Raw genomic sequence first — 25,490 nt, 5'->3', positions numbered from 1 at the left:
GGAGCCCGTCCAGATGGACGAGAAGGAAGTCCTGACCAGGTTCAAGAGCGGTCACCTGAACCGGGCACAGGCCGCTGCACTGCTGACCGGCGCGGGTTCCGGTGCCGGTGTCCGTACCCGATCGGACGCCGGTTCCGGCGCCGGCGGTACGGTTCCGGTGCCCGTGGCCCCTGCGCGGCCGGACACCGGCGGCAAGCGGGCGGCGGACGGGCAGGCCCCCCTCGAACGGATCGCCGTGGTCGGGATGGCCGGACGCTACCCGGGCGCGCACGACCTCGAGACGTTCTGGCGGCAGGTGCGCGAGGGGCGCGGCAGCGCCGGGGCGCCGCCGCCCGGGCGGCCCGGTGAGGAGCCGGGCCACTACCTGGAGCGCGTACAGGACTTCGATGCGGAGTTCTTCGGGATCGACGCGTCGGAAGCCGCCCTGATGGACCCCCAGGAACGGCTGTTCCTGGAGACGGCCTGGGAGGCCCTCGAGCAGGCCGGATGCACCGGCGACCGCCTGGACGCCCTCACCGCCGCGGACGGAACCCCGCGCAGCGTCGGGGTGTTCACCTGCGCCGGGACCGGGGACTACGGGCTGCTCGCGGCCCGGACCCGGGCGAACGGGCGGCCCGTGCGGCTGCCCCGCGGCGGCCACTGGAGCCTGCCCAACCGGTTCTCGGCGCTGCTCGGCCTCACCGGCCCCAGTCAGTCGGTCGACACCGCGGAGTCGTCCGTGCTCGTCGCCCTGCACCTCGCGGCGGCCGCCCTGCGCGGCGGTGAGTGCGCCGCCGCGCTCGTGGGCGGCGGGCGGCTGCTGCTGCACCCGTCCAGCCGCCGCCCCGGCGCGGGCGAGGGCGTGGGCGCGCTGCTGCTCAAGCCCCTGGAGCGGGCCCTGGCCGACGGGGACACCGTTCACTGCGTGATCCGCGGCAGCGCCGTCGGACACACCGCGCCGGGCCGTACGGTCACCGGACCCGGCCGCGGGTCCCGAACCGGTGCGGACGCGGATGCGGACACCCCGGCCGGTGGTGACGGGGTTCTGGGGCAGCGGGTGCTGCGCGAGGCGCTGCGGGCGGCCGCGGTGGACGCCTCCACGGTCGCCGTCCGCGAGGACGCCGATTCCGTACGGGCGTTCGTGGGCGAGGCCGGGGCCGTGACCGGGGCGGCCGCGCTCACCCGGGCCGTCCTCCAGCTGAGCCACCGGGTCCTGGTGCCCGGTCCGGGCCGGGCCGAAGCCCGGGCCTGGACGGGCGGGGAGTCGGCGCCCCGCCGGGCGTCGGTCGGGGCGTACGGAGCCGGCGGTTCGGCCGCGCACGTGATCCTGGAGGAATACCTGCCCGCAGCCGGGCCCGGCGGGGGCGCCGAGCCGGCCGGGGCCGCCCGGGCCGCCGGGGGTGCCGAGCTGGTCGTGCTGTCCGCGCCCACCCCGGCCCATCTCGCCGCCACCGCGGCCCGGTTCGCCGAGCTGCTGCGCGGAGCGGGCCCCGTGCCGGCATTGGACGTGCTCGCCCGCGCCCTGCGCACCGGCCGCGCCGCCATGGACTGCCGGTTCGCGGCCGTCGTCGGCGATGCCGGCGAACTCGCGGCCGTTCTGCAGCGGTTCGTCGCGGACGGCGGACCGTGCGCCGACCTGCGCGACGGCGGGGCCGACCCGCTGGACATGGGCGCCTTGCCCGAGACGGCCGACTACCTCGCCGCGTTGTGGCGGGCCGGACACCTGCACCAGCTGAGAGGCCTGTGGCTGTCCGGACTGGACGTCAACTGGGGTGCGATGGAGCGGGCGCACGGGGCGGGCGCCGTGGCCGTACCCCTGCCCGCCTCCGCCTTCCTGCGCACCCCGCTGTGGCTGGGCGGCGAGGAGGAGCGGGCATGACCTCGCTGCCCTCCGGGCCGGACGGGACCGGGCCCGCCCCGATCCACCTGTGGTTCTGTCCCAACGAGGACCTCGCCCCCGGCATCGCCGCCACCCTGGCCTCGTACTGGCTGGACGAGCAGGAGCAGGAGGTCGCCGACGGCTTCCTCTTCGAACGCGACCGCAGCCAGTACCTCATCGCGCACGCCCTGGTGCGCCGGGTGCTGGCCCTGGAGACCGGCATCCCCGAGGCCGAGGCGGTCATCTGGCGCTCCTCGCGCGGGCGGCCCTTCCTCCAACTGCCCTCCGGAGGGCTGCCGCGCGGCGCCGACATGCTGGACTTCAACCTCTCGCACGCCCGCGCGTACAACCTGCTGGGCGTGTCCCGCGAGCACCGCATCGGGGTGGACGTGGAGCGGATGGACCGGGGCGACCGCGGTCTGGAGAACATCATCACGACGTTCTGCGCCGAGGAGCAGGACTGGATCGCCCGCGCCGCCCCCGGCCGGTCGCGCGACCGGCGCGTGCTGCGCCTGTGGACGCTGAAGGAGGCGTACTCCAAGGCCCGCGGCCTGGGACTCGCCCTGCCCTTCGACTCCTTCGCCTTCACCCTCGCCGAGGACGAGGGCGTGCTCTCCTTCCAGCCGCCCGCCGACGACTCGGCGGAGCGCTGGCGGTTCCTCGAGGTCGAGCCGGTGCCCGAGGTGCTGGCGGCCGTGGCGGTGGAGGTCGCGGGCCCCCACCCGCCGGCGGTCCATCTGCACCACGGATTCCCGTGGGGCCGCGCCGCGCCGCGCCGCCTGGTGCTGCCGGAACTCGTCGGGGCGAGCCGGCGCGGGCGTTAGGGGGTCGTGGACCTGCTGCACCGACCGGGAGCCGCCCCCGGGGCCCGTCAGCGGAAGCGGGCCTTCGGGTGGTCGGCGACATCGGCGAGCAGCCCGAAGTAGTCGGTGGTCAGCTGCCGGATGCGGGCCTCGGAGAACACGGACGAGTCGTACGTGAACACGCAGTGCGCGGTGCGCTCGTCGTGCCGCAGCATCAGGGACAGCGGCCGGGCTGCCGGGGCGGGGGCGTCCGTGAACGGCTCGGCGCGCAGCCGGGAGCCCCAGGAGGCCGCACCCCACCGGGGACCCTCGGCGCCGGGTCCGGCGCCGAACTGCACCTCGCCCAGCTGCTCCACCAGCCGCGGCCGGCGCAACTGCGCGGCGATCGGCTCCAGGGGCACCTCGTGGTGCGCGAAGTCCCAGGCGCTGGTGAGCCGGACCCTGTCGACGACCTCGCCGAAGGTGGGCGCGCCCGTCAGATCGGCCCGCAGCACCACCGCGTGGGACAGCGGACCCAGCATGCGCTGCTCCCCGTCCCGCCCGCGCTCGGGGACGGACCCCCGGACGCTGATGTCCCGCTGGCCCGACCAGCAGGCCAGCAGCAGGTGGAAGGCGGCCAGGCCCACCACCCGTACGCCGGTACGGTGCCTGCGCGCGGCCTCCGCGACCTTGACGGCCAGATCCTGCGGCAGCGGGAAGGACAAAGTCCTCCCGGTGCCCGGGGTGCGCCCGGGCGCACCCGGCGCGCTCACGTCCCAGGGCAGGACGGCCGGTTCCGCACCGTTGAGCCTGTGCAGCCAGTGCTCGGTGCTCTCGTCGCCGCGGCCCTGGGCCGCGCGCTGCAGCTGCCAGGCGGCGAGGTCGGCGTACTGGGGGGCCGCAGGGGGCGCCGGCGCGCCGCGGTAGGCGGCCGCGAGTTCCGCGACGAGCAGACCCAGCGAGGTGGTGTCGGCGATCAGCTCGTGCAGGACGAAGACGGCCACGTGCTCGCCCGGGCCCTGGCGCAGCAGCCGCAGCCGGGCCAGCGGTTCGTGCGTCGGGTCGATGGGCCGCTCCCGCTCCGCCGCGACGGCAGCGGGCAGCTGCGCCGGGCGGACATCCGCGAGCGAGACCGGTACGGGCGCATCGGACCTCGCGGCGACGACCTGCGTGAGCTGCCCCTCGTGCATGCGGTAGTGGCTGCGCAGGATCTCGTGCCGGTCCGCGACGGCCCGCCAGGCGGCCGTCAGCGCCTGCCCGTCCAGTGTTCCCGTCAGCCGGAGTGCCCCGGTGACCACCGGCGGGTGGGTCCGGTGCACGAGTCCGGCCCAGAGCGCCTCCTGGCTCGGCGAGGCCGCCCAGCGCAAGGGGCCCGGACCGGCCGGGCGGGGCAGCCGCGGGACGGCGTCCGTCTCCGGCTGGGGCGGGGGTCTGTGCAGCGGCCCGGGGTCCGCGCCCGGCGGGGCCGGGGTCCTGGTCCCGTCCACGAGTACCGTCGTCACCATCGGTTCAACGCCTCCTCGGTGATCAGCGCTGTGGGGGCCCGCCGCCCTTGCGGCGCGGCCGGCCGGGCACGGTGTCCCCGGCGGGGTCCGGGTCAGTGCGAGGTCAGGCGAACCGTAGGGGGACTCGCGGGCCGGGGCCCGATTCCTTGAGCGCCCGTGCACCGCACGTGTTGCGGTAGTCGATTCAAGCCATCGCCCGCCAACCGTCGCGACCCCTTCCGCAAGAGCGGCCCGCCCGCGGTCGGACGGCGGCGGGCCCGGCGTCAGACGGCGGTGGCGGCCCCGGCGGCCAGCCGCGCCGACACCGTGCGCAGGACGGCGTCCTGGTGGTCGCTCAGATAGAAGTGGCCGCCCGTGAACACCTCCGAGTGGAAGGCGCCCGTGGTGTGCCGCCGCCAGGCCAGCGCCTCCTCGACGGTGACCTTGGGGTCGCGGTCCCCGGTGAACGCCGTCACCGGGCAGTGGACCGTAGCCCCGGGCCGGTGGACGTACGTCTCCACTGCCTTGTAGTCGGCGCGGATCGTCGGGAGCAGCAGCGCCCGCATCTCGGGGTCGTCGAGCAGCTCGGAGCCCGCGGCCCGGTGGGACTTGATCTCGGCGACCAGCTCGGCGTCGCCGACCGCGTGCCAGCGCTCGCCGCGGCTCGTCGAGGGGGCTCTGCGCCCCGAGGCGAACAGCTCGACGGGCCCGTCACCCTGCTCCTCGAGGCGCTGGGCGATTTCGAAGCCGATGATGGCTCCCATGCTGTGTCCGAAGAGGGCGAGCGGCTTGTCCCGGTACGCCGAGAGCGCCCCGGTGATCCGGTCGGCGAGCGTGTGGATGTCCTCGACCAACGGCTCCAGGCGCCGGTCCTGGCGGCCGGGATACTGCACGGCCAGCACTTCGACCGCGGGCGAAAGAGCCTTGGCGACGGGGAAGTAGAAGCTGGCGGAGCCGCCCGCGTGCGGCAGGCAGATCAGGCGCACGGACGCGTCGGGGGCTGGACTGAAGACGCGGAACCACTCCGGATCGCCGCTGGGCCCGTTCATGACATCTCCGCTCGCCGCTCTCGATCGTTCCCGATCACTCCTGATGACCGGCCTCCAGGGTGCAGGGCGGGGCAGCCGCGCGAAACCCCGGACGGGCCGAGGAGCCCGCTGCTCGACCGGCACTCCTGCAAGCCTCCGGCCGCTCGGAACATTCTGTTCATGCGGTGTTACAAAACCCGTCGTGATCCGTAGGACCCGGCCCAACCACCGTCCCGGTCCTACGGCTCGCAGCGCCCGGCCGGCGCGCTACACCAGATTCGAGGCCGTCGCCCCTCCTACGGAGGACGCGACGGCCTCGCTTCGTTCCCCCCGCGCTCTCCCACCGCCGCTCTGCCATGGGCCGAGCGGCCCGTCCCACCCTGGAGCCCCGACACCCGACCGCCCCGCCGACGGCGGGACACCGGCCCACACCGTCCTGATCAGGAGACCACGTGCGCATCGCGGTGACTGGATCCATCGCCACGGATCACCTCATGACCTTCCCGGGCCGGTTCGTCGACCAGCTGCTCCCAGACCAGTTGGCGCACGTCTCGCTCTCGTTCCTCGTCTCCTCGCTCGAGGTGCGGCGGGGCGGGGTGGCGGCCAACATCGCGTACGGCCTCGGTGGACTGGGCCTGACCCCCGTCCTCGCCGGGGCGGTGGGCGTCGACTTCCAGGAGTACGAGGTCTGGCTCAAGGAGCACGGAGTCGACACCAGCGGGGTGCACGTCTCCGACAGCTGTCAGACCGCTCGCTTCATGTGCATGACCGACGAGGACTCCCACCAGATCGCGTCCTTCTACGCCGGGGCGATGGCCGAGGCGGCCGAAATCGATCTGCGCACCCTCACCGGACCCGGGGACGCCCCCGTGGACCTGGTGCTGGTCTCGCCCAACGACCCGGCTGCGATGCTCCGGCACACCCGCCAGTGCCGGGGGCTGGGCATCCCGTTCGCGGCGGACCCCTCCCAGCAGCTCGCCCGCCTCTGCGGCCACGAGGCACGGGAGCTGGTGAAGGGGGCGCGCTGGCTGTTCACCAACGAGTCCGAGTCCGCGCTGCTGCGCGAGCGGACCTGCTGGGACGCGGGGCAGATCCTCGACCGGGTCGGCATCTGGGTGACCACCCTGGGCGCCGAAGGGGTCCGGATCGAGCGCAAGGGCGAAGCCGCCCTCACCGTGCCGGCCGTCCCGGGCCTGCGGCCCAAGTCCCCGACGGGCGTCGGCGACGCCTTCCGGGCCGGGTTCCTCGCGGCCGTCAGCTGGTACCTGCCGCTGGAGACGGCCGCGCAACTGGGCTGCGCGATGGCCGCCCTGGCCCTGGAGGCCGTGGGCTCGCAGGACTACGAGGTCGACCCCGAGCAGCTGCTGGCCACCGTCACGACGGCCTACGGGCCCGACTCGGCCCGGCTGCTGGGCCCGGCGCTGCGGGCGCTGACCTAGGCCGTCTCTTTCGGATCTTGTCGGCCCGGCAAGATCCGAAAGAGACGGCCTAGCCCGAGCCGGGCATGCCGGACGTAATGCAGGGGAACCGGTACGGGGATCACCCGTCCTGGTTCCCCTGCATGTCCGCGTGCGCCCGGCGGGTCCCGCCGGGCGCACGCGGGGTCAGGAGGCGGTACGGAAGGCCCGCTGGTACCAGAGCAGCGGCCGGCCCGAGCCCCCCATCCGTACCTCGAGCACCCGGCCGACCAGGAGGTCGTGGTCGCCCAGGGTTATCCGGTCCGCGAGCGCGCAGCGCAGGGCGAGCGCGTCGGGAACGTGCGGCAGGCCGGGGCTGTCCGGCCATTCCTCCAGCGGCGCCCCGGCGAACCGGTCGACCCCGCTGGTCGCGAAGCGGCCCGCGAGTTCGCGGTGCTCGTCCCCGAGCACGTTGATCACGAACTCGGGGACCCGTGTCAGCGCCCCGTGGCAGCTGGAGGTCTGCGAGATGCCGACCAGAACGAGGGGCGGCTCCAGCGACACCGAGGTCACCGCGCTGGCGGTGAACCCCCAGGGCTGCCCCTGCGCGTCACGTGTGGTGACCACGGTCAGCGGCGCCGCCAGCAGGGACATGGCTTCCTTGAAGGTCGCCCCGTCGACGGCGGGCCACTTCTCTTGCAGTCTGGTCGGCATGACGGCTCCGTCCGTGGTGGGGGTCAGCGGGGGGCCGTGGTCTGTGCCGCGGCCTCCCGGGCCTGTGCGGCGAAGCCGCCCTTGTTCTCCGAGACCCACTTCTGGGACGCGCGACGGCTGTCGAGCGCACCGGTGAAGTGCGGTGCCACGTAGCGGGCGAGCAGCTCGTAACTGCGCTTGGTCTGCTCGCGGGTGGCCCAGTCCTGGGTGTTGACCAGCAGGGTTCCGAAGCCGCCGCTCTCACGCTGCATGCGCTCGATGCCCTCGATGACGTCCTCGACGGAGCCGATGATCGCGGTGTGGGTCTCGACGGCCACCTCGGCCTCGCGGCCCTCGGGCAGCTTCGCGGAGGCGCCGATCGTGTCGCGCACGTACTCGCGGAACCAGTGGCTCATTCCGGCGCGGACCTGGTCCAGGGCCTCCTCGCGGGTCTCCGCGACGTGCAGACAGATCGCCACGCGCCACTTGGAGCGGTCCACGGTCTGGCCGTACTTGGCGGCCTCCTCCTCACCCGCGGCCCACAGCTGTGCCAGCGGGGGCTCCGACATGCCCGGGCGGCCCGCGAAGGTCAGCGCCTCCAGGCCGTACTGGCCCGCCAGGCGCATGCCGCGCTCGGTGCCGGCGCTCGCGACGGCCATGTCGAAGCGCGGCTTGGTGTACGGGCGCAGGTGCAGCTGGGCGTCGCGCAGCTCGAACCAGTCGGTCTTCATGGTGACCGGCTCGGTGCTCTCGAACAGGCGGACCAGCGCCTCCAGCGACTCGGCCATCATGCGGCGCTGGTCACCGGCCGAGATGCCCATCATGTGCGCGTCGGCCGGCGAGACCCCGGCGCCCATGCCGAACATGGCGCGCCCGCCGCTCTGGTGGTCCAGCTGCACGATGCGGTTGGCCGCGGTCAGCGGGTGGTGGTACGGGAGGCTCACCACTCCGGTGCCGAGCTTGATGCGGCGGGTGCGCTCGGCCGCGGCGGCGAGGAAGACCTCGGGGGAACTGACCGTCGACCAGCCGCCCGAGTGGTGCTCGCCCACCCAGGCCTCGTCCAGACCCAGCTCGTCGAGCCAGCTGATGAGGTCCAGGTCCCGCCAGAAGGAGGTCGTGGGGTCCTCGCCCAGGGAGTGGAACGGAGGGATGAAGGCACCGAACTTCAGCGTCATGACTGTATTCCTTCGAGGGGTCGGGCCGCCGTTCCGGCGAGCCAGAGGGACAGCTGGTCGGCCAACTGCCGCAGGAGCGGCGACCGCATGACCGAGTAGTGGTCGCCGGGCAGTGCGACGTAGTGGAAGCCGGAGGGGAACAGGTGCGACCAGGCGGCGACCGCCTCGTCGGTGGAACCGTCCTCGGCGCGCAGGAACGCGGTCTCTCCCGCGTACGGCTGCGGCGCGTAGGCCAGCAGGGCCCGGAAGTTGCGGGCGAAGCGGGTGTAGATCTCGCTGAACATCTCGAGACCGATGCCCGCCGGGAGGACGCCCAGCCCGGCCGCCTCGCTGTACAGGATCTCGAACGCCTTTTCGGGGCAGTCCGCCGCGCGGAACAGCTCCGGGTCCGGCTCCCACGAGGTCCCGGCCAGGCCCGCGAGGTCCCGGCCGAACCACGAGAGCAGGACGGCGTCGTCGATCTCCGCCAGCCGGGGCGACGGGCCCGGGGCCTCGAGCAGGTCGATCAGCGCGAGGTGTTCGACCTCGTGCCCGGCGGCGGTCAGCTGCCGGGCCGTCTCCAGGGCGATGACGCCGCCCATGGACCAGCCCCCGAGCCGGTACGGTCCCTGCGGCACCGCGGCGGTGAGGGCGGCGGCGTAGTGCGCCGCCAGTTCGGGCACGGTCTCGAGGGGTTCGCCGTCCGGCACCTGGAGGGCGTAGAACGGCTGGTCCTCACCGAGCAGCGAGGCCAGTTCGCCGTAGCAGAGAACGTCTCCGCCGACTGGGTGGACGAAGAACAGCGGGGTCTGCGTACCCCCGGTGCGGATGGGTACCAGCGCGGTGCGGCGCACCGAACCGCCGGCCTCCCGGATCGCCGTGGCGAGCAGGGCGATCGTCGGCCGGGCGAACAGTGTGGACAGCGGCAGCCAACAGTCGAGCCGGACCCGGATTTCGGACATCAGCCGGACCGCGAGCAGCGAGTTGCCGCCCAGGGCGAAGAAGTCGGTGTGCACGCCGAACCCGGCGTCCGGGAAGAACTCCGCCCAGATCGAGGCGAGTTCGCTCTCGGTCAGGTCCCGGGGAGCCTGTGCGGCGTCGCCGTCGGCGGCCTCGGCCCCGGGCACCGGCAGCGAGGAGCGGTCGACCTTGCCGTTGGCGGTCAACGGCAGCTCGTCGAGGATCAGGATGTACTGCGGGACCATGTACGAGGGCAGGGTCGTGGCGATCGTCTTGGCGAGCAGTTCGGGCGTGACCTCGCAGCCGTTGTCCTTGTCGAGGACGACGTAGGCCACCAGCCGCTTGGAGCCCTGGCGTTCGCCGACCGCCGAGACCACCGCGGCGCGCACCGAGTCGCAGGCCAGCAGCGCGCACTCGATCTCGCCGAGCTCGATCCGGTAGCCCTGGATCTTGACCTGGAAGTCCTCCCGGCCCAGGAACTCGATGTTCCCGTCCGGCAGGTACCGGCCCAGGTCGCCGGTGCGGTACAGCCGCTCGCCGGTGGCCGGGTGGCGCAGGAAGGCCGCCCGGGTCTTCGCCTCGTCGCCGAGGTAGCCGCGGGCCAGGCCCGCTCCGGAGATGTAGAGCTGGCCGGGCACCCACACCGGGCTGGGCTGCATGGCCTCGTTCAGTACGTGGAACTGCTGGTTGAGCAGGGGCTTTCCGTACGGGACCGAGGTCAGCGCGGGGTCGGCGGGGCCGGTCACCCGGTGCGCGATCGACCAGATCGACGCCTCGGTCGCCCCGCCCAGGCTCCACACGGCCGCCTCGGGCGCCAGCGTGGCGATGCGCTCCGGGAGGGTCAGCGGGATCCAGTCGCCGCTCATCATCACCGTGCGCAGCGGCAGGGTGCCGGTCATCCCGGCGCTCAGCGCGTGCTCGGTGAACATCTCCATCAGCGTCGGCACGCTGTTCCAGACGGTCACCCCGTGCGCGGTCACCAGCTCGGCCCAGCGGCCGGGCTCGCGGTGGGCGTCCGGGGCCGGCAGGACGATCGCGCCGCCGGCGGCGAGGACGCCGAACACGTCGTACACCGACAGGTCGAAGTTGAGCGCGGACAGGGCCAGGACCCGGTCCTCGTGCGTGATGCCGAACCGCTCGTTGATGTCGAGACAGGTGTTCAGGGCGCCCGTGTGCTCGATCATCACGCCCTTGGGCTGGCCCGTGGAGCCGGAGGTGAAGATGACGTACGCGAGGTCGTCCGGGCGCGCGGCCGAGGCGGGCAGGGCGCCCGCCGGCACGGCCAGCGCCCCGGGGCCGTCCACGCTCAGCCGGACGGTCCCCTCCGGCCACGAGGTGTCGGCCTCGACACGGCTCTGCGTCAGGACCAGGCGGATGCCGGACTTCTCCAGGAGCAGCCGCAGCCGCTCGGCGGGCACATTGGCGTCGATGGGCACGTACGCGGCGCCCGACTTCAGCACGCCGATGGTGGCGGCGACCTGCTCCCAGCCCTTTTCCATCACGATGCCGACGAACGTGCCGGGACCGGCGCCCGCCTCCAGGAGCCAGCGGCCCAGCCGGTCGGTGTGCCCGTCCAGTTCCCCGTACGTGAGCTCGCGGCCGGGGGCGATCACCGCGACCCGTTCGGGGTGGGCGGCGGCCTGCGCGGCGAACGGCTCGTGCAGCAGGCCCGTGGGCAGCGGCCCGGCCGTCGCGTTGGCCGACCGTCGCACGTCGAGCTCGGCGGCCGGGGCCAGGGCGTGCGCCGGGCGGCGCCAGGCGTCCTCCTCGTGGCACAGGCCGCGCAGCACGTCGAGGTACGCGTCGAACATCGCGTCGATCATCCCGGCGGGGAAGAGCTCCTCGATGACGTCCCAGTTCACGATCAGCGCACCGGCGTCCTCGACCACCTGGTGGTCGAGCCACACCTGCGGGGTGCGGATCGAGCTGGAGACCTCCTGGCCGCCCTCGCCGATGGAGGTGAGGTGCTGGGCCAGGCCCACGGAGGCCGCGGAGTCCTCCTTGGCCGCGAAGTTGACGGTGCTGGCGAAGACGACCGGCATGTTGGCGCGGGCATTGCCCCCGCGGGCCCGGTTGAGCTCGCGCAGTACGGCGACACCACTGACATGGCTGTGCTCCAGGTCGGTCCACAACTGGCGCTGGATGCGCCCGGCCCGCTCGCCGAAGGCGGTCGAGGCGGTGGAGTCGATCTCCAGCAGGGTGGTGGCACTGAAGTTGCCGAGCACGCTGCCGACCTGCTCGTGCAACGGCAGCCGGTTGAAGAAGAGCACGTTCAGCGTGAACCGGCTGGACTTGCTCCAGGAGGCCAGCACCTGCGAGTACGCCGTGCACAGCGCGGCCGACGGGGTGACACCGGCCGCGGAGGCGTACGCCTTGAAGCGCGACCAGTCCTCGGCCCCGATCCGGCTGGAGCGGTGGGTGAACGCCGGGTGCTCCAGCGCGCCCGGGTCCGTGGCCAGCGTCAGTTCGGGGGCCGGCGGCAGGGTGTCGATCCGCTCGCGCCAGTAGGCGAGCGAGGTCGCGTACAGGTCGGTCTCCTCGACGGCCTTGGCCGTCACCACGTATTCCCGGTAGGTGAGCGGGATCTCGGGCAGCGCTCCGGCCTCGCCGCGGTAGGCGGCGGCCCACTCCCGGAACAGCGTCGAGGTGCTCCACGCGTCGATGATCAGCGCGTCGAGCCCGATGTGCAGGCGGGTGCGGCCCTCGGTCACCCGCGTGGCGCGGATGTCGAACAGCGGCCACACGCCGGTGTCGAAGACCTGTCCGGCGACCTCGTCGTGGAGTTCGGCCAGCCGCGCGCCGCGCTCCTCCTCGGCGCAGCCGCGCAGATCGGTCGTGCGGATCTCGTACGGGGCGACCTCGGGCAGCACCCTCTGGTAGCCGTCCTCGGTCATCACGGCGCGCAGCATGTCGTGGCGGTCGATCATCAGGCGCAGGGAGTCCTGCAGCCGGTCCACGTCCACCCCGTCGAGGTCGACCTCGATGAAGAAGTACGTGGAGACGTTGCCGAGTTCGAAGGCGCTGGAGCGGCCCACCAGATACGCCTGCTGGAGGTCGGTCAGCGGGAACGGCTCGTAGCGGGCCGCCTCGTCGCGGACCAGCTCCGGCAGCCGGTCGCCGCCCGCGGTGAGCGCCGGCCGCGGGGCCGCGCCCTCGGGGCCCGCACCGGCCGGGGCCTCCTCGGGGGTGCCGAGGGTCTCCAGGACCTGGTCGCCGAGCGTGCTGACGCTGCGGCCCTCCAAGAAGGCCACCAGGGGCAGCGAGACCCCGAGCGCGACGGACAGCGCGTCCTTGACCTCCAGGGCCATCAGCGAGTCCAGGCCGAGGTTCTGCAGCGGCTCGTCCTGGTCCACCGCGTCCGGGGAGGTGCCCAGCGCGCGGGCGACGGTCGCCGTCAGCAGCTCCCGTACGCCCGCGGCGTCCAGGGAGGCGGGGACGGCGGCCGGGGCGAGCGGGGCCGCGACGGGCAGTACGGGGGTGCTGCCTTCCGTGCGCAGCAGCTGGTCCTTCGCGGCGCGGCGCAGGCACACACCGGTGGCCTCGACCACCGTGCGTCCCCGCTCGTCGTAGAGCGCGGCCTCGGCGAGCAGCATCCCCTGCGGGTCGGGCGACGGCAGCAGCCGCACCCGGCAGTACGTCTCGCCCTGCGCGCCGGAGAACCCGTGGAAGGCGAAGCGGTCGATGCCCACCAGCATGAAGGTGGCGTCCTCGGGGGTGCCCTCGGGCAGGCAGGCGAACAGGGACTGGAACAGCGCGTCGGTCTGGCCGGGGTGCAGCCGGTAGCCGTCGGCCTCGCCCGGACGCGGGGCGCGCATCCTCGCGACGGCCTCGCCCTCGCCGCTCCACACGTGCTCGATCCACTGGGCGGTGGGGCCGAGGTACAGCTTGCGGCGCCACATCCGGCGGTAGAACTCCTCGCCGGTGGTCTCCTCGGCGAGCGGGGCGCGCAGCGCGTCCAGATCGGTCGCGGCCGGTGCGCCCGCGGGCAGCGGGGCGAGCTTGCCCTGCGAGTGCAGCAGCCAGCCGGCGCCGTCCCGGCGGGCGGAGTAGAAGCGGTACGCGGTGCGGCCGCCGGGCGCCGGGTCCAGCACGAGCTGCACCCGGGCCCGCTGGTCCTCGTCGAGGATCATGCTCTGGAGGACCAGGCACTCCTCGATCAGCGCGCCCGCGCCGCCGCCGTCGGCCCGGGCCGCCTCCAGGGCGGACTCCAGGTAGACGCCGATGTTGACGACGGGGAGCCCGTCCATCACGCAGTCGCCCAGACAGGGGTGGCCGGTGGTGTCGAGCACCGCCGAGTACTGCGTCGAGTCCAGCGGCGAGGGCACCAGCTCGCCCAGCAGGCGCGCCGAGCCGCTCTCGCCCGCGACGGGCCCGGCCGACACCGGGCGGGCGCTCGGCGTGAACCAGTGGCGGGTGCGCTGGAAGGGGTACGTCGGCAGCGCGGCGCGCCGCCGGCCGCGGCCCGCGTCGTACGCGGCCCAGTCGACCGGCGCCCCCAGCGCGTACAGGGCGCCCAGGCTGTCCAGCGCCACCCGTCCGTCGTCGTGGCCCTTGCGCAGCGACGGCAGGAAGACCGGGGCCTGTTCGCCGTCGCCCGCACCGGGGACGAAACGTTTGGCCATGCCCGAGAGCGCGGGCTGCGGGCCGGTCTCCACGAAGATGCGGAAGCCCAGCCCGTGGAGGGCGGTCATGCCCCGCAGGAAGTCCACGGGACGGCGGACGTGCTCGCGCAGATAGCCCGCGGAGAAGGCCTGCGGGCCGGTCAGCGGCTCGCCGGTGACGTTCGAGACGACCGGGATGCGGGGGGCCGCGTAGGTCAGGGCGGCCGCCGTGCGCTCGAACTCGTCCAGCACCGGGTCCATCAGCGGCGAGTGGAAGCCCCGGGTGACCGTGAGCCGCTTGGACTTGACGCCCGCCGCGGCGAGCTCGGCCAGCAGCGCGTCCAGCGCCCTGGCGCCGCCGGAGACGACCAGGGACTCGGGGCCGTTGACCGCGGCCACCGACAGCTCGCCCTCGTACGGCGCCAGCGCCTCGGCGAGCCGCTCCGCGGTGGTGAAGACCGCCGCCATGGCGCCCTCCACCGACAGTTCCTGCATCAGGCCGCCACGCCGCACCGCGAGGGTCAGGGCGTCCTCGAGGGACAGCACGCCCGCCACGCAGGCCGCGACGATCTCGCCGATGCTGTGGCCGAGCACGGCGCCCGGTTCGATGCCCCAGGAGCGCCAGAGTTCCGCGAGCGCGTATTCGACGGCGAACAGGGCGGGCTGGGTCCAGCGGGTCTCGTCCACCAGCGCGGTGTCGTCGGGCTCCGGGTGGAGCACGGAGAGCAGCGAGCGGTCCGTCAGCTCCGAGACGACGGCATCGCACCGGTCGATCGCGTCCCGGAAGACCGGCTCGCTCGCGTAGAGGCCCGCGCCCATGCCGGCGTACTGCGAGCCCTGGCCGGTGAAGAGGAAGGCGACCTTCGGCCGCGCGCCGCCGGGCACGTGGCCCGTGCGGGCGCCCGCGGGCGGGAGCGTGCCGGGCGCGTACGCGGCCAGTTTCTCGCGCATCTCCTCGGCGGAGCCGGCGACCACGGTCAGCCGGTGCGCCAGCGGGGCGCGGCCGGTGGCGGCGGTGTGGCAGACGTCGGCGAGCGGCGCGGCGTCCGGCCCGCCCAGGTACGCGGCGTGGCGCGCGGCCACGTCGGCGAGCGCGGCCGGGCTCTTGGCGGACAGGGCCAGCAGCTGCGCGGTGCGCTCGCCCCCGACCTCGCCGCCCGTGGTGGGCGCGGGGGCCGGGTCGGCGGGTGCCTCCTCGACGACGACGTGGGCGTTGGTGCCGCTCGCGCCGAAGGAACTGACGCCCGCGATACGGGGCTTGTCGCCGCGCGGCCAGGCCAGGGCGGTGCGCGGGAAGGTGATCGAGAGGTCCTCGATGCCGATCTCCGGGTTCACCTCCTCCAGGTTCAGCTGCGCCGGGATCTCCTCGTTCTGCAGCGAGAGCACGACCTTGATCAGACCGGCGACGCCGGCCGCGGGCTCCAGGTGCCCGATGGTGCTCTTGACCGAGCCGACGACCAGTTCCTCGCCCGGCGCGCGCCCGCCCAGTACGGCGTCCAGGGCGCGCAGTTCCAGCGGGTCGCCCAGCGGGGTGCCGGTGCCGTGCGCCTCCACGTAGCCGATCTCCGCGGGTTCCACACGGGCCGAGGCCAGCGCGGCGCGGATGACGTCCTGCTGGGCGGCGGCGTTCGGGACGGTGATGCCGCCGCTGCGGCCGTCCTGGTTGACGGCGGAGCCGCGGATGACGCCGAGGACGCGGTCACCGGCGGCCTGCGCGTCGGAGAGGCGCTTGAGGACGACGACTCCGCATCCCTCGCTGCGTACGTAGCCGTCGGCGCGGGAGTCGAAGGTCTTACAGTGGCCGTCCGGTGCCAGCATGTTCGCCTTGTCGGCGATGCTGAACCACTCGGGCGACAGCAGGACGTTGACGCCGCCCGCCAGCGCCATGCCGGTCTCGCCGGAGCGCAGGCTCTGACACGCCAGGTGCACGCCGACCAGCGAGGACGAACACGCGGTGTCGACGGAGAGGCTGGGGCCCTGCAGGCCCAGCCAGTACGAGAACCGGCCGGCCGCGAAGGTGGAGGCGTTGCTGGTGAGGCTGTACGCCTCCAGGTCGGCCGGGTCGATCTGCTGCATCTGGCTCTGCACGTAGTCGTACGTGGTGACGCCGAAGTACACCCCGGTGTCCGTGCCGGTCAGGCCGGCCGGCGAGATGCCCGCGTGCTCCAGCGCCTCCCAGCCCACCTCGAGCAGCAGGCGCTGCTGCGGGTCCAAGGTGGCGGCCTCGCGCGGCGAGATCCCGAAGAACGGGGCGTCGAACCCGTCGACCCGGTCGAGGAAGCCGCCGAGGCGGCTGCCGTGCCTGGAGGTGTCCCAGCGGTCCTCGGGCACCTCGCGGATGCCGTCGCGGCCCGAGCTCAGGAACTCCCAGAACTCCTCGGGCGTCTCGGCGCCGCCGGGCATCCGGCAGGCGAGGCCGACGATGGCGATCGGCTCGCTGCGGGCGCGCTCGACGGCGTCGAGCTCCTCGCGCAGGCGGCGGATCTCCCGCACGCTCTGGGCGAGCACGTTCTGCCGCTCGCGGTCCTTGTCGGTCATCGGGCTCCTCCGGCTGCGTGCGTCGGGGAACCGGACTCCGCGGCCAGCAGGGCGAGGAGTTCGGCTTCGGGAAGTTCGTCGAGGGACTCGTCGTCCTCGGACCCGGAAAGGTCCGAAGGCGCCTGTGGTGCGGAGGCGGCGGCGGGCGCGGGCGCGGGTACGGGTACGGGCGCGGAGGCCTGCGGGCCGGCGGCCGCCGCCCGCTCCGCCAGCGGCAGCAGGTACGCGGACAGCGCCTCCACCGAAGGGTGTTCGAACATCACGGTCGCCGGGATGCGGCGGCCGAGCAGGGTCTCCAGCCGGACCCGCGCGCAGCGGGCGAGCGTGGAGTCCATGCCCATCTGGAAGAAGCCGGCGGTCCGGTCGACCCGGTCGGGGCTGAGTTCCAGGGTCGTGGCCACCACCGCGGCGACCTCGGAGCGGACGGCCTCGGAGCGGGCGGCGCCGGGCTCGGCGCCGGCCACGGCCGCCACCAGCCCAGGCAGCTGCCCGGGCACCTCGGCCACGTCCGGCTCGGGCACCGCGCCACCGGCCGGGGCGCCCAGGGCCACCGGGCCGGTGGTGCCCGAGGCACGGAACCAGAAGCTCTCGTGCTGCCAGGCGTACGAGGGCAGCGGTACGGGACGCGCCGGCGCCGCCGGGAGCAGTTCGCTCAGCCGGGCGGGCAGGCCGTGCGTGTGCAGGGAGGCCAGGACCTCCAGCAGGCCGTTCGCCTCCGGCTCGTCGCGCCGCATGGACGGCACGGCCAGCCCCTCGCGGCCGGTGTGCTCGAAGGCCTGTTCCACGGCGGACAGCAGCGTCGGATGGGGGCTCATCTCGACGAACACCCCGTGGTCGCTCTCGATCAGCGTGCCCACGGCGTCCCAGAAGAGCACCGGCTCGCGCAGGTTGCCCGCCCAGTACTCGGCGTCGAAACCGGAACCGTCGCACAGTTCGCCGTTGACGGTGGACAGGACCGGCACCCGCCCCGCGCGGGGCTCGATGCCCTCCAGCTCGGCCAGCAGGTCCGCGCGCAGCGCGTCGACCTGGGGGCTGTGCGAGGCCACGTCCACCTTGACGTGGCGGGAGAAGACCTTGCGGGCCTCGAGGGTCCGGGCGAGCTCGTCCAGCACCTCCGGGTCGCCGGAGAGCACCGTGGAGGTGGGGCTGTTGCTGACCGCGACCGAGACCCGGTCGCTGTGGTCCGCGACGAACTCGGCGGCCTGGTCGAAGGGCAGGCCCACCACCAGCATCGCGCCCTGCCCGCTGATGCGGCGCAGCAGGAAGCTGCGGCGGCAGATGATGCGGGCCGCGTCGTCCAGGCTCAGGACACCGGCCACGTACGCGGCGGCGACCTCGCCCATGCTGTGGCCGACCACCGCGTCGGGCTCCACGCCGAAGGCCTTGGCGCGGGCGGCGAGTCCGACCGCGATGGCGAACAGGGCCGGCTGGATGATGTCGATGCGTTCCAGCGGTGCCCCGTCCTCCAGACCCATGATCGTGTCGATGACGGAGAAGCCGCCGTCGGTCCAGCGCTTGAAGGCCTCGTCGCACTCGGTCACGGTGGCCCTGAACACCGGGCAGACGCGCATCAGTTCGCGGCCCATCCCGGCCCGCTGGGCGCCCTGGCCGGGGAAGACGAAGACGATCTTGTCGGCGATGTCGTGCCCGGTCCGGCCGGTGATCACGGAGGCCGGGGACTTGTCCGTCAGCCACATGTCCAGCCGCTCGGCGGCCTCGGCGTGCGTGCTCGCGGCGACCGCGAGCCGGTGCGGATGCTTGGTACGCCGGGTGGCGGCGCCGTGCACCAGCGCGGGGAACGGATCCTGCCGCGCCTGACGGGTCTGCAGGTGGTCGCGCCAGGCGCGGGCCATCGGGACCAGAGCCTCGGCGGTGCCCGCGTAGACCGGCAGCAGCCAGGGGCCCTGCGCGGCCTGCGGCACCTCGGGGGCCTCGGCCTCCTGGACGCCGTCGTCCTCGGGCGCCGGGCCGAGGACCACGTGGGCGTTGGTGCCGCCCGCGCCGAAGGAGCTGACGGCACCGTTGCGCCGCTCGGCGGGCTCGTCCCAGCCCGCCGCCGAGGTCGGTATCCGCAGCCGTCCGCCGGCGAGCGAGATGTGCGGGTTGAGCTCCTCCAGGTGGAGGTGGGGCGCGATGGCCCGGTGGTGGATGCTCAGCGCCACCTTGATCAGGCCGGCCAGTCCGGCGCCCGCCTCCAGGTGCCCGATGTTGGTCTTCACCGACCCGAGCGCGCAGCTCCCGCCGGCCGCGTCCGCGGTCCCGTACACCTCCTGCAGTGCCTCGACCTCGATGGGGTCGCCGAGGCTGGTGCCGGTGCCGTGCGCCTCCAGCAGGGTGACCTGCGAGGGCTCCAGCCGGGCGGAGCGCAGCGCCGCCCTGATGACATCGCGCTGGGACAGGCCGCTGGGCGCGGTCAGGCCGTTGGTCAGGCCGTCCTGGTTGACGGCGGAGCCGCGGATGACGGCCCAGATCCGGTCGCCGTCCGCGACGGCGTCCGAGAGCCGCTTCAGGACGAGCACGCCGACGCCCTCGCCGCGGGTGTAGCCGTCGGCCTTCGCGTCGAAGGTCTTGCAGCGGCCGTCGGGGGCGAGCGGCAGGCCCTTGGAGTGGGCGACCGTCATCGTCGGCGACAGGATCAGGTTCATCCCGGCGGCGACCGCGGTGGAGCACTCCTGGGTGCGCAGGGACTGGCAGGCCAGGTGCACGGCCACCAGCGAGGACGAGCAGGCCGTGTCGACGGTCATGCTCGGGCCGCGCAGGTCAAGCTGGTACGACAGCCGGTTGGAGATGATGCAGTTGGTGCCGCCGACCACGGTGTACGGGTCGACGCCGGCCGGGTCCTCCAGCTGCATCTGGAGGTAGTCGCTGGAGTTGGCGCCGACGAACACGCCCGTCGCGCTGCCCTGGAGCTTCTCCCGGGGCAGGCCCGCGTCCTCCAGGGCCTCCCAGGCCACCTCGAGGAAGTGCCGCTGCTGGGGGTCCATGCGCGCGGCCTCGCGCGGGGAGATGCCGAAGAAGTACGGGTCGAAGCGGTCGACCCCGTCGATGAACCCGCCGAAGCGCATGGTGGTGCGGCCCGGAGCGGCCGGGTCGGGGTCGTAGTAGGCCTCGGCGTCCCAGCGGTCGCCGGGCACACCGGTGATCGCGTCGGTGCCGGAACTGATCATCTGCCAGAACTCGCCGGGGGAGCGGACCCCTCCCGGCAGTCGACACCCCATGCCGACGATGGCTACGGGCTCGTGGCGCTTCTGCTCCAGCGCGTCCAGCCGGCCCCGCAGCATGCGGACGGCGGACAACGCCTTGACGAGGGCGGTCCCGGAGCGGTCTTCGACCGGGGCGGCTTCGGCGGCGGTGCTGCTCATCTAGAAGGTCTCCATCCGCTCGCTCAGTTCCGCGAGTTCACGTCCGAGGAGGGCCTCGAGGCTCTCCGGGTCTGTTTCTTCGTCCATCGCCAGGGGCAGGACGGGGGCTTCGGCCGCGCGGCCCTGCTCGTGGCCCCGCTCGTGGACCTCGTCGCCGTCGAGGGCGATGCCCGTCCTGCCGGCCAGGAACGGCGCGACGTCCCGCACGGTCGGGTAGTTCCAGATGAGCGTGGCCGACAGCTCCACGCCGAAGGCCGCCTCCAGCCGGTTGCGCAGTTCCAGCGACATCAGCGAGTCGATGCCGAGCGAGCGCAGCGGGGTGTCGGGGTCGATTCGGCGGGCGGGGAGCCTGACCACCTGCGCGGTGATCTCCCGTACGGCGGTCTCGAACGCGGCCCGCCGCTCCGCCACGGGCAGTTCGGCCAGCCCGGCGGCGACCGCCCCGCGTGCCGGCTTGCCCAGCGGATCGTCCTCGTCCGCGGCGAGGACGGGTACGGAGTCCAGCCTGATCACGCTCAGGTCCTCGGCGTCGGCCAGCAGGGTGCCGTCGCCGGACAGGATCCGCACGCGGGCCCGCCAGTGCCGGTCGTCGTCGGTCCGCTCGCACTGCGCGTACGCCCACAACTCGCCGGTGAGGACTCCGTACACGGTCAGCCGGCCGATGGACTCGCTGACGAAGCACTGGGTGGTGCCCTCGCCCCACGCGGCGCCGAGCAGCGGGGCCACGGCGCTCTGCAGGGCGGAGTCGAGCAGCGAGGGGTGCACCCGGTAGCCGGGGTCGGAGGGCAGGGCCGCCGGATCCGGTGCGATCCGGGCCAGGGCGGCGCCCCCGCCGCGCGAGACGGTGGTGATCCCCTGGAAGGCGGGACCGTATCCCAGGCCGCAGGCGGCGAGCGCCCGGTAGTAGGCCGGTCCCTCGACGGTCTCGGTCAGCGGCCCGGCCAGCGCGGCCGGGTCGCGGGGCTCGCCCGGATCGGCGGCGGCGCCGAAGACCACCCGGGTCTCGGCCGTGCACAGCGGGCCGTCGTCCTCGCGGACGAAGAAGCGGATCTGCGCCCGCCCGGCGTCCGAGCCCTCCAGTACGGCCTGCACCCGGCGCACGCCCCGCGTGGGCAGGATCAGCGGCTCCCGGAACGCGAACTCCTCCAGTACGGGCTGTTCGCCGGGCCGGACCTGTTCGCACATCGCGAGGGCCATCTCGACGAACGCGGCGCCCGGCAGGACCGCGGCCCCGCCGATGCGGTGGTCCGAGGCGGTGGCGGCCGAGGAGTCGAGGTCCATCTGCCAGTAGTGCGTCCCCGGGGTGACCGGGGAGTCGAAGCGCTCGCCGAGCAGACCGCCGCGCAGGGCCCGGCCGAGCGCAGCGGCGCCGCCCGGGCCGGGGGCGTCGATCCAGAACCGCTCCCGCTGCCACGGGTAGTGGGGCAGCTTCTGCCCGGCGGGGGCCGGGGTCAGCGCGCGGTCCACGCGGGCCGGTGCGCCCAGCACGTGCAGCCGGCCCAGCGAGCCGAGCAGGGTGTCGCGTTCCTCCTCGCGGCGGCGCAGGGAGGGCAGCGCGGCCACGGCCGTACCGCTCTCCGAGGCGACCTGCTCCACGGCGGGGAGCAGGATCGGGTGCGGGCTCATCTCGATGAAGACGCTCACGCCGTCCTCGACGAGGCGGGCCACCTGGTCGGCGAAGAGCACGGGCTCGCGCAGGTTGTCGGCCCAGTAGTGGATGTCCATCTCGGCGCCGGAGGCCAAGGAGCCGGTCACGGTCGAGTAGACGGGGACCGTTCCGGCCCGCGGGTCGATGCCGTCCAGCGCGGACAGCAGGTCCTCGCGCAGCGGGTCCATCTGCGGGCTGTGCGAGGCCACGTCCACCTTGACCCAGCGGCAGAAGACCTGGTCGGCCTCCAGCCGCGCGGCTATCGCGGTGAGCACGTCGCGGTCGCCGGAGAGCACGGTGGAGCGGGGGCTGTTGTTCACGCCGACCGACACCAGGTGCTCCTGGCCGACGAGGAGCTCGCGGGCCTGGGCCATCGTCAGTTCGCACGCGAGCATGGCGCCCTGGCCGGCGGCGCGGCGCAGCAGCAGGCTGCGGCGGCAGATGATCCTGGTCGCGTCCTCGACGCTCAGCGCGCCGCTGACGTGCGCGGCGGCGACCTCGCCCATGCTGTGCCCGACGACCGCGTCGGGCTCGATGCCCCACGAGCGCCACAGCGCGGCGAGCGCGACCTCGACGGCGAACAGCACGGGCTGGACCACGTCGATGCGGGTCAGCTGCGAGTCCTCCTCGTCGGCGCACAGCTCGGCCTCGACGGACCAGTCGATCCAGGCCCGGGCGGCGGCGTCGGTGGTACGGATGGACGCGGCGAACGCCGGTTCCGTGCGCAGCAGTTCGCGGCCCATCCCGAGCCACTGGGAGCCCTGGCCGGGGAAGACGAACGCGGTCCGGGGCCGGGTCTCGGCGGGCTTCGCGCCCTCGTACAGCTGCGGCGGGCGCTCGCCGTCGGCGTGGGCGATCAGCGCCGCGGCAAGCTCGGCCGTGTCGTGGGCGACGAGCGAGAGGCGGTACGGGTGGTGGGCCCGCTCCAGGCCCGCGCGGGCCAGGGACGCCAGCCGGTCCGCACCCGGCGCGCCGTCCGAGAGGGCGGCGGCGACGGAGACGGCGAGGTCCCGCAGGGCCTGCGGGGTGCGCGCGGAGAGGGTGAACAGCTCGGCGCGAACGGGGGCTTCGCCCGGAAGACGCACATCGAGGCCGAGCCCGGCGAGCGCCCCGAGCGTGTCCACCAGCCCGGCTCGGTCGTCGTCGCCCTCGCGGCTCATGGTGGTCAGTACGGCCGCACCCCCGCCGTGCTCCTCGGCGGACTGGCGCAGCGCGGGGGCCAGTACGGGGTTGGCGCTGATCTCCACGAGGACGCCGGTCCCGTGGGCCAGCAGATGGGCGACGGCCGGGGCCAGCAGCACGGGCCGGCGCAGGTTGCGGACGAAGTACGAGGCGTCCGCCTCCCGCCAGTCGAGCGGCTCGCCCGTCACGGAGGAGATCATCGGGATGCGGCCGGGCCGCGGGGTGAGCGTGCCGATGGCCGCTTCGAGGTCGGCGGTGATCGGGTCGATACCGGCGCTGTGGGCCGGCAGGTCGACGCGGATCATGCTGCACAGCACGCCTTCGGCCTTCAGCTCGGCGACCAGCGCCTCCAGTGCGGCGCGCGAGCCCGCGAGCCCGGTGGCGCGCGGGCCGTTCTGGGTGGCGACCGAGATGTCGCCGCCCCCGTCCCGGTCGTCGATCCGCCGCTGGAGGTCGGCCGCGGAGAGCTCGACCACGGCCATGCCGCTGCCGGATCCGGCGACCCGGCGCTGCTGGTCGCTGTAGTGGTGGATGAGGCGTACCGCGTCCGGCAGGTCGAGGATGCCGGCGATGACGGCGGCGGCGACCTCGCCCAGGCTGTGGCCGACGACGGCGTCCGGTCGCACGCCGGCGGCCTCGAGCCAGGCGGCGATGCCGACCTGGATGGCGAACAGCAGCGGCTGCACGACCCCGACGTCACCGCTGCGGGCCGGGTCGGCGGGGGCCGCGGGCTCGTCGGTGTACAGCTCCTCCAGCAGCGACCACCCGGTGTACCGCGCGAGTTCGCGGTCGCACTCCTCCAGTACGGAGCGGAAGACCGGCTCGGTACGGAGCATCGTGCGGGCCATGCCGATCCACTGCTGGCCGTACGGGGAGCACACGAAGGCCACCTGCGGGCGGCCGGAGGTGCCGGTGCCGGGTACCTCGGCCAGGGTCAGCGGCGCGGGCGCCGTGACGGCCTCGAGCACGACGTGCACGTTGGTGCCGCCCCAGCCGAAGGCGCTCACCCCGGCCCGGGCGGGCCCCTGCCCGGACGCGGGCCACGGCTCCTCGGCGGCCGCGACCCGCAGACCGAGCTCCTCGAAGGGGATGTGCGGGTTGGGCGTCTCGAAGTGGATGCTGGGCGGAATGACCCGGTGGCGCAGCGCGAGGGCGGTCTTGACCACACCGGCAATGCCGGCGGCCGCCTCCAGGTGGCCGATGTTGCTCTTGACCGACCCGATGCGCAGGGCCGCGTCCTCGCCGCGGCCGCGGCCGTAGACCGCGCCGAGGGCGGTGGCCTCGACCGGGTCGCCGAGGGCGGTGCCCGTGCCGTGGGTCTCCACGTACTGGACCTCGGCGGGGGAGACGCCGGCCTGGCGGCACGCGGTGCGCAGGACGGCTTCCTGGGCCAGCGGGTTGGGGGCGGTGAGTCCGTTGCTCAAGCCGTCGTTGTTGGTGGCCGTGCCCCGGATCGTGCACCAGATGTCGTCGCCGTCGGCCAGTGCCTTGGACAGCGGCTTGAGGACGATGGCCGCGGCGCCCTCGCCGCGGCCGAAGCCGTCGCCCCGGGCGTCGAAGGCCTTGCAGCGGCCGTCCGGGGAAAGGCCGCCGAACTTGCTGAGCGAGACCATCGTCTCGGGGCTGAGCAGCAGGTTCACCCCGCCCGCGACGGCGGTCTCGGACTCGCCGGCCCAGATGCTCTGGCAGGCCAGGTGGACGGCGAGCAGGGAGGAGGAGCACGCCGAGTCCAGGACGATGCTGGGGCCGGCGAGCCCGAGTACGTAACTGAGGCGGTTGGCCACCATGTTCAGGGCCCGGCCGGTGGCCGAGTGCAGGGAGGCGCCGGCCGGGTCGGCCGCGCCGAGGTCGGCGTAGTCGTGCCAGATCGCCCCGGCGAAGACACCGGTCGCGGTGCCGGACAGCCGGCCGTCGGACAGGCCCGCGTCCTCCAGGGCCTCCCAGGCGACCTCCAGGAAGAGCCGCTGCTGCGGGTCCATCTCCTGGGCCTCGCGCGGGGAGATGCCGAAGAAGAGCGGGTCGAAGGTGTCCACCGGGCCGCGCAGGAAGCCCGCCTGGGAGGTCACCATCTTGCCGGCAGCGGCCGGGTTGGTGTCCAGGTAGGCGGCGGCGTCCCAGCGCTCGGCCGGCACCTCGCTCACCGCGTCGGTGCCCGAGCGCAGCAGCTGCCAGAACTCCTCGAGGCCATCGGCCCCGGGCAGGCGGCACGACATGCCCGTGATGGCGATCGGCTCGTGGGTGCGGGGCGCGGACCGGAAGGTGTCCGGCAGCTCGGCGGGCGCTTCGGACTCGCCCGCGACGACGCGGGCGGCGAGCGCCGCGATGCTGGGGTGCGACCACATGAGCGCCGGGGAGAGCCGGGTGCCGGTCACCTCCGAGAGCTCGGCCATGATGGCGACGGCGCGCATCGAGTCGATGCCGACGGCCGAGAAGAGATCGTCGTCGCGGATCTCTTCGGGCGCGCGCCCCGACCGTACGGCGATCTTGCTCCGCAACCAGTGCGACACGGCCTCGACGGTGTCCATACGGGACGACGCGTCGACGAGCTCAGAACCCTTGCCCATCTGCATGTGAACCCCCTCCGCTTGTACATAACGTTGAAACACTTGAGCGCCGATGGATCTGACTTCGACACGGAAGGGGAGGTGGGGCGGCTTGTCCCGGATGCCCTGGATGTGATCAACAGGCCTTGAAAGAAGGAGAGTTGGATTCCGCTTGGGGAGTTGGATTCCGGTTGTGGGAGGCGGAAACGGACAGTGCCCGCCGACCCCGAAGGGTCGGCGGGCACTGGTGACGGCGTGGC

At 74.0% G+C, this 25,490-nt stretch carries 10 protein-coding genes; 3 read left to right on the top strand and 7 right to left on the bottom strand.

Features of this window, described 5'->3' with window-relative positions; genetic code table 11:
- The first annotated feature begins 13 nt into the window (after nt 1–13).
- Together OG490_RS37800 and OG490_RS37795 are read left to right on the top strand one after the other, a co-directional pair.
- Nucleotides 14–1,858 (top strand): beta-ketoacyl [acyl carrier protein] synthase domain-containing protein, encoded by a 1,845-nt coding sequence (locus tag OG490_RS37800; RefSeq protein ID WP_330301269.1) that lies wholly within the window; start codon nt 14–16, stop codon nt 1,856–1,858.
- Entirely contained in the window at nt 1,855–2,682 is an 828-nt protein-coding gene (locus tag OG490_RS37795; protein WP_330301268.1) for a 4'-phosphopantetheinyl transferase family protein, read from the top strand. Before OG490_RS37800 ends, OG490_RS37795 begins: the two co-directional genes overlap by 4 nt.
- A gap of 47 nt (nt 2,683–2,729) precedes the next feature.
- Here the strand turns inward: OG490_RS37795 and OG490_RS37790 are convergent, their stop codons facing one another.
- Nucleotides 2,730–4,145 (bottom strand): condensation domain-containing protein, encoded by a 1,416-nt coding sequence (locus OG490_RS37790; RefSeq protein ID WP_330301267.1) that lies wholly within the window; start codon nt 4,143–4,145, stop codon nt 2,730–2,732.
- A 263-nt stretch (nt 4,146–4,408) separates the two neighbouring features.
- A complete protein-coding gene (locus tag OG490_RS37785) occupies nt 4,409–5,173 on the bottom strand; it encodes a thioesterase II family protein (protein WP_330301266.1) in 765 nt (254 codons plus the stop codon).
- A gap of 431 nt (nt 5,174–5,604) precedes the next feature.
- Here OG490_RS37785 and OG490_RS37780 point away from each other — a divergent pair, with 431 nt between their 5' ends.
- Nucleotides 5,605–6,591: a carbohydrate kinase family protein gene (locus tag OG490_RS37780; protein WP_330301265.1), complete on the top strand. Its 987-nt coding sequence runs from the start codon at nt 5,605–5,607 to the stop codon at nt 6,589–6,591.
- 165 nt (nt 6,592–6,756) lie between these two features.
- Here OG490_RS37780 and OG490_RS37775 read toward each other — a convergent pair whose 3' ends face one another.
- From OG490_RS37775 to OG490_RS37755, 5 genes are read right to left on the bottom strand one after another with little or no spacing between them, the layout of a single operon-like run.
- Nucleotides 6,757–7,263: a flavin reductase family protein gene (locus tag OG490_RS37775; protein WP_330301264.1), complete on the bottom strand. Its 507-nt coding sequence runs from the start codon at nt 7,261–7,263 to the stop codon at nt 6,757–6,759.
- Between the two features lie 23 nt (nt 7,264–7,286).
- Nucleotides 7,287–8,417 carry an LLM class flavin-dependent oxidoreductase gene (locus tag OG490_RS37770; protein ID WP_330301263.1) on the bottom strand — a complete coding sequence of 377 codons (1,131 nt, stop codon included), beginning with the start codon at nt 8,415–8,417 and terminating at the stop codon, nt 7,287–7,289.
- Complete coding sequence (locus OG490_RS37765) at nt 8,414–16,495, bottom strand: non-ribosomal peptide synthetase/type I polyketide synthase (RefSeq protein ID WP_330301262.1); 8,082 nt, start codon at nt 16,493–16,495, stop codon at nt 8,414–8,416. The genes OG490_RS37770 and OG490_RS37765 overlap by 4 nt, the downstream gene beginning before the upstream one ends.
- Nucleotides 16,492–19,857 (bottom strand): type I polyketide synthase, encoded by a 3,366-nt coding sequence (locus tag OG490_RS37760; RefSeq protein ID WP_330301261.1) that lies wholly within the window; start codon nt 19,855–19,857, stop codon nt 16,492–16,494. Before OG490_RS37760 ends, OG490_RS37765 begins: the two co-directional genes overlap by 4 nt.
- Nucleotides 19,858–25,257 carry an acyltransferase domain-containing protein gene (locus tag OG490_RS37755; protein WP_330301260.1) on the bottom strand — a complete coding sequence of 1,800 codons (5,400 nt, stop codon included), beginning with the start codon at nt 25,255–25,257 and terminating at the stop codon, nt 19,858–19,860.
- Nucleotides 25,258–25,490 lie beyond the last annotated feature (233 nt).

Origin of the sequence: Streptomyces sp. NBC_00503, from assembly GCF_036346895.1 — a bacterium.
Classification (GTDB): domain Bacteria; phylum Actinomycetota; class Actinomycetes; order Streptomycetales; family Streptomycetaceae; genus Streptomyces.
This window is presented reverse-complemented; position numbering and strand designations above follow the sequence as displayed.

Coding starts and splice junctions, on each gene's coding strand:
- OG490_RS37800 (WP_330301269.1), top strand. CDS start 14: ATGGACGAGAAGGAAGTCCTGACCAGGTTCAAGAGCGGTCACCTGAAC.
- OG490_RS37795 (WP_330301268.1), top strand. CDS start 1,855: ATGACCTCGCTGCCCTCCGGGCCGGACGGGACCGGGCCCGCCCCGATC.
- OG490_RS37790 (WP_330301267.1), bottom strand. CDS start 4,145: ATGGTGACGACGGTACTCGTGGACGGGACCAGGACCCCGGCCCCGCCG.
- OG490_RS37785 (WP_330301266.1), bottom strand. CDS start 5,173: ATGAACGGGCCCAGCGGCGATCCGGAGTGGTTCCGCGTCTTCAGTCCA.
- OG490_RS37775 (WP_330301264.1), bottom strand. CDS start 7,263: ATGCCGACCAGACTGCAAGAGAAGTGGCCCGCCGTCGACGGGGCGACC.
- OG490_RS37770 (WP_330301263.1), bottom strand. CDS start 8,417: ATGACGCTGAAGTTCGGTGCCTTCATCCCTCCGTTCCACTCCCTGGGC.
- OG490_RS37765 (WP_330301262.1), bottom strand. CDS start 16,495: ATGACCGACAAGGACCGCGAGCGGCAGAACGTGCTCGCCCAGAGCGTG.
- OG490_RS37760 (WP_330301261.1), bottom strand. CDS start 19,857: ATGAGCAGCACCGCCGCCGAAGCCGCCCCGGTCGAAGACCGCTCCGGG.
- OG490_RS37755 (WP_330301260.1), bottom strand. CDS start 25,257: ATGCAGATGGGCAAGGGTTCTGAGCTCGTCGACGCGTCGTCCCGTATG.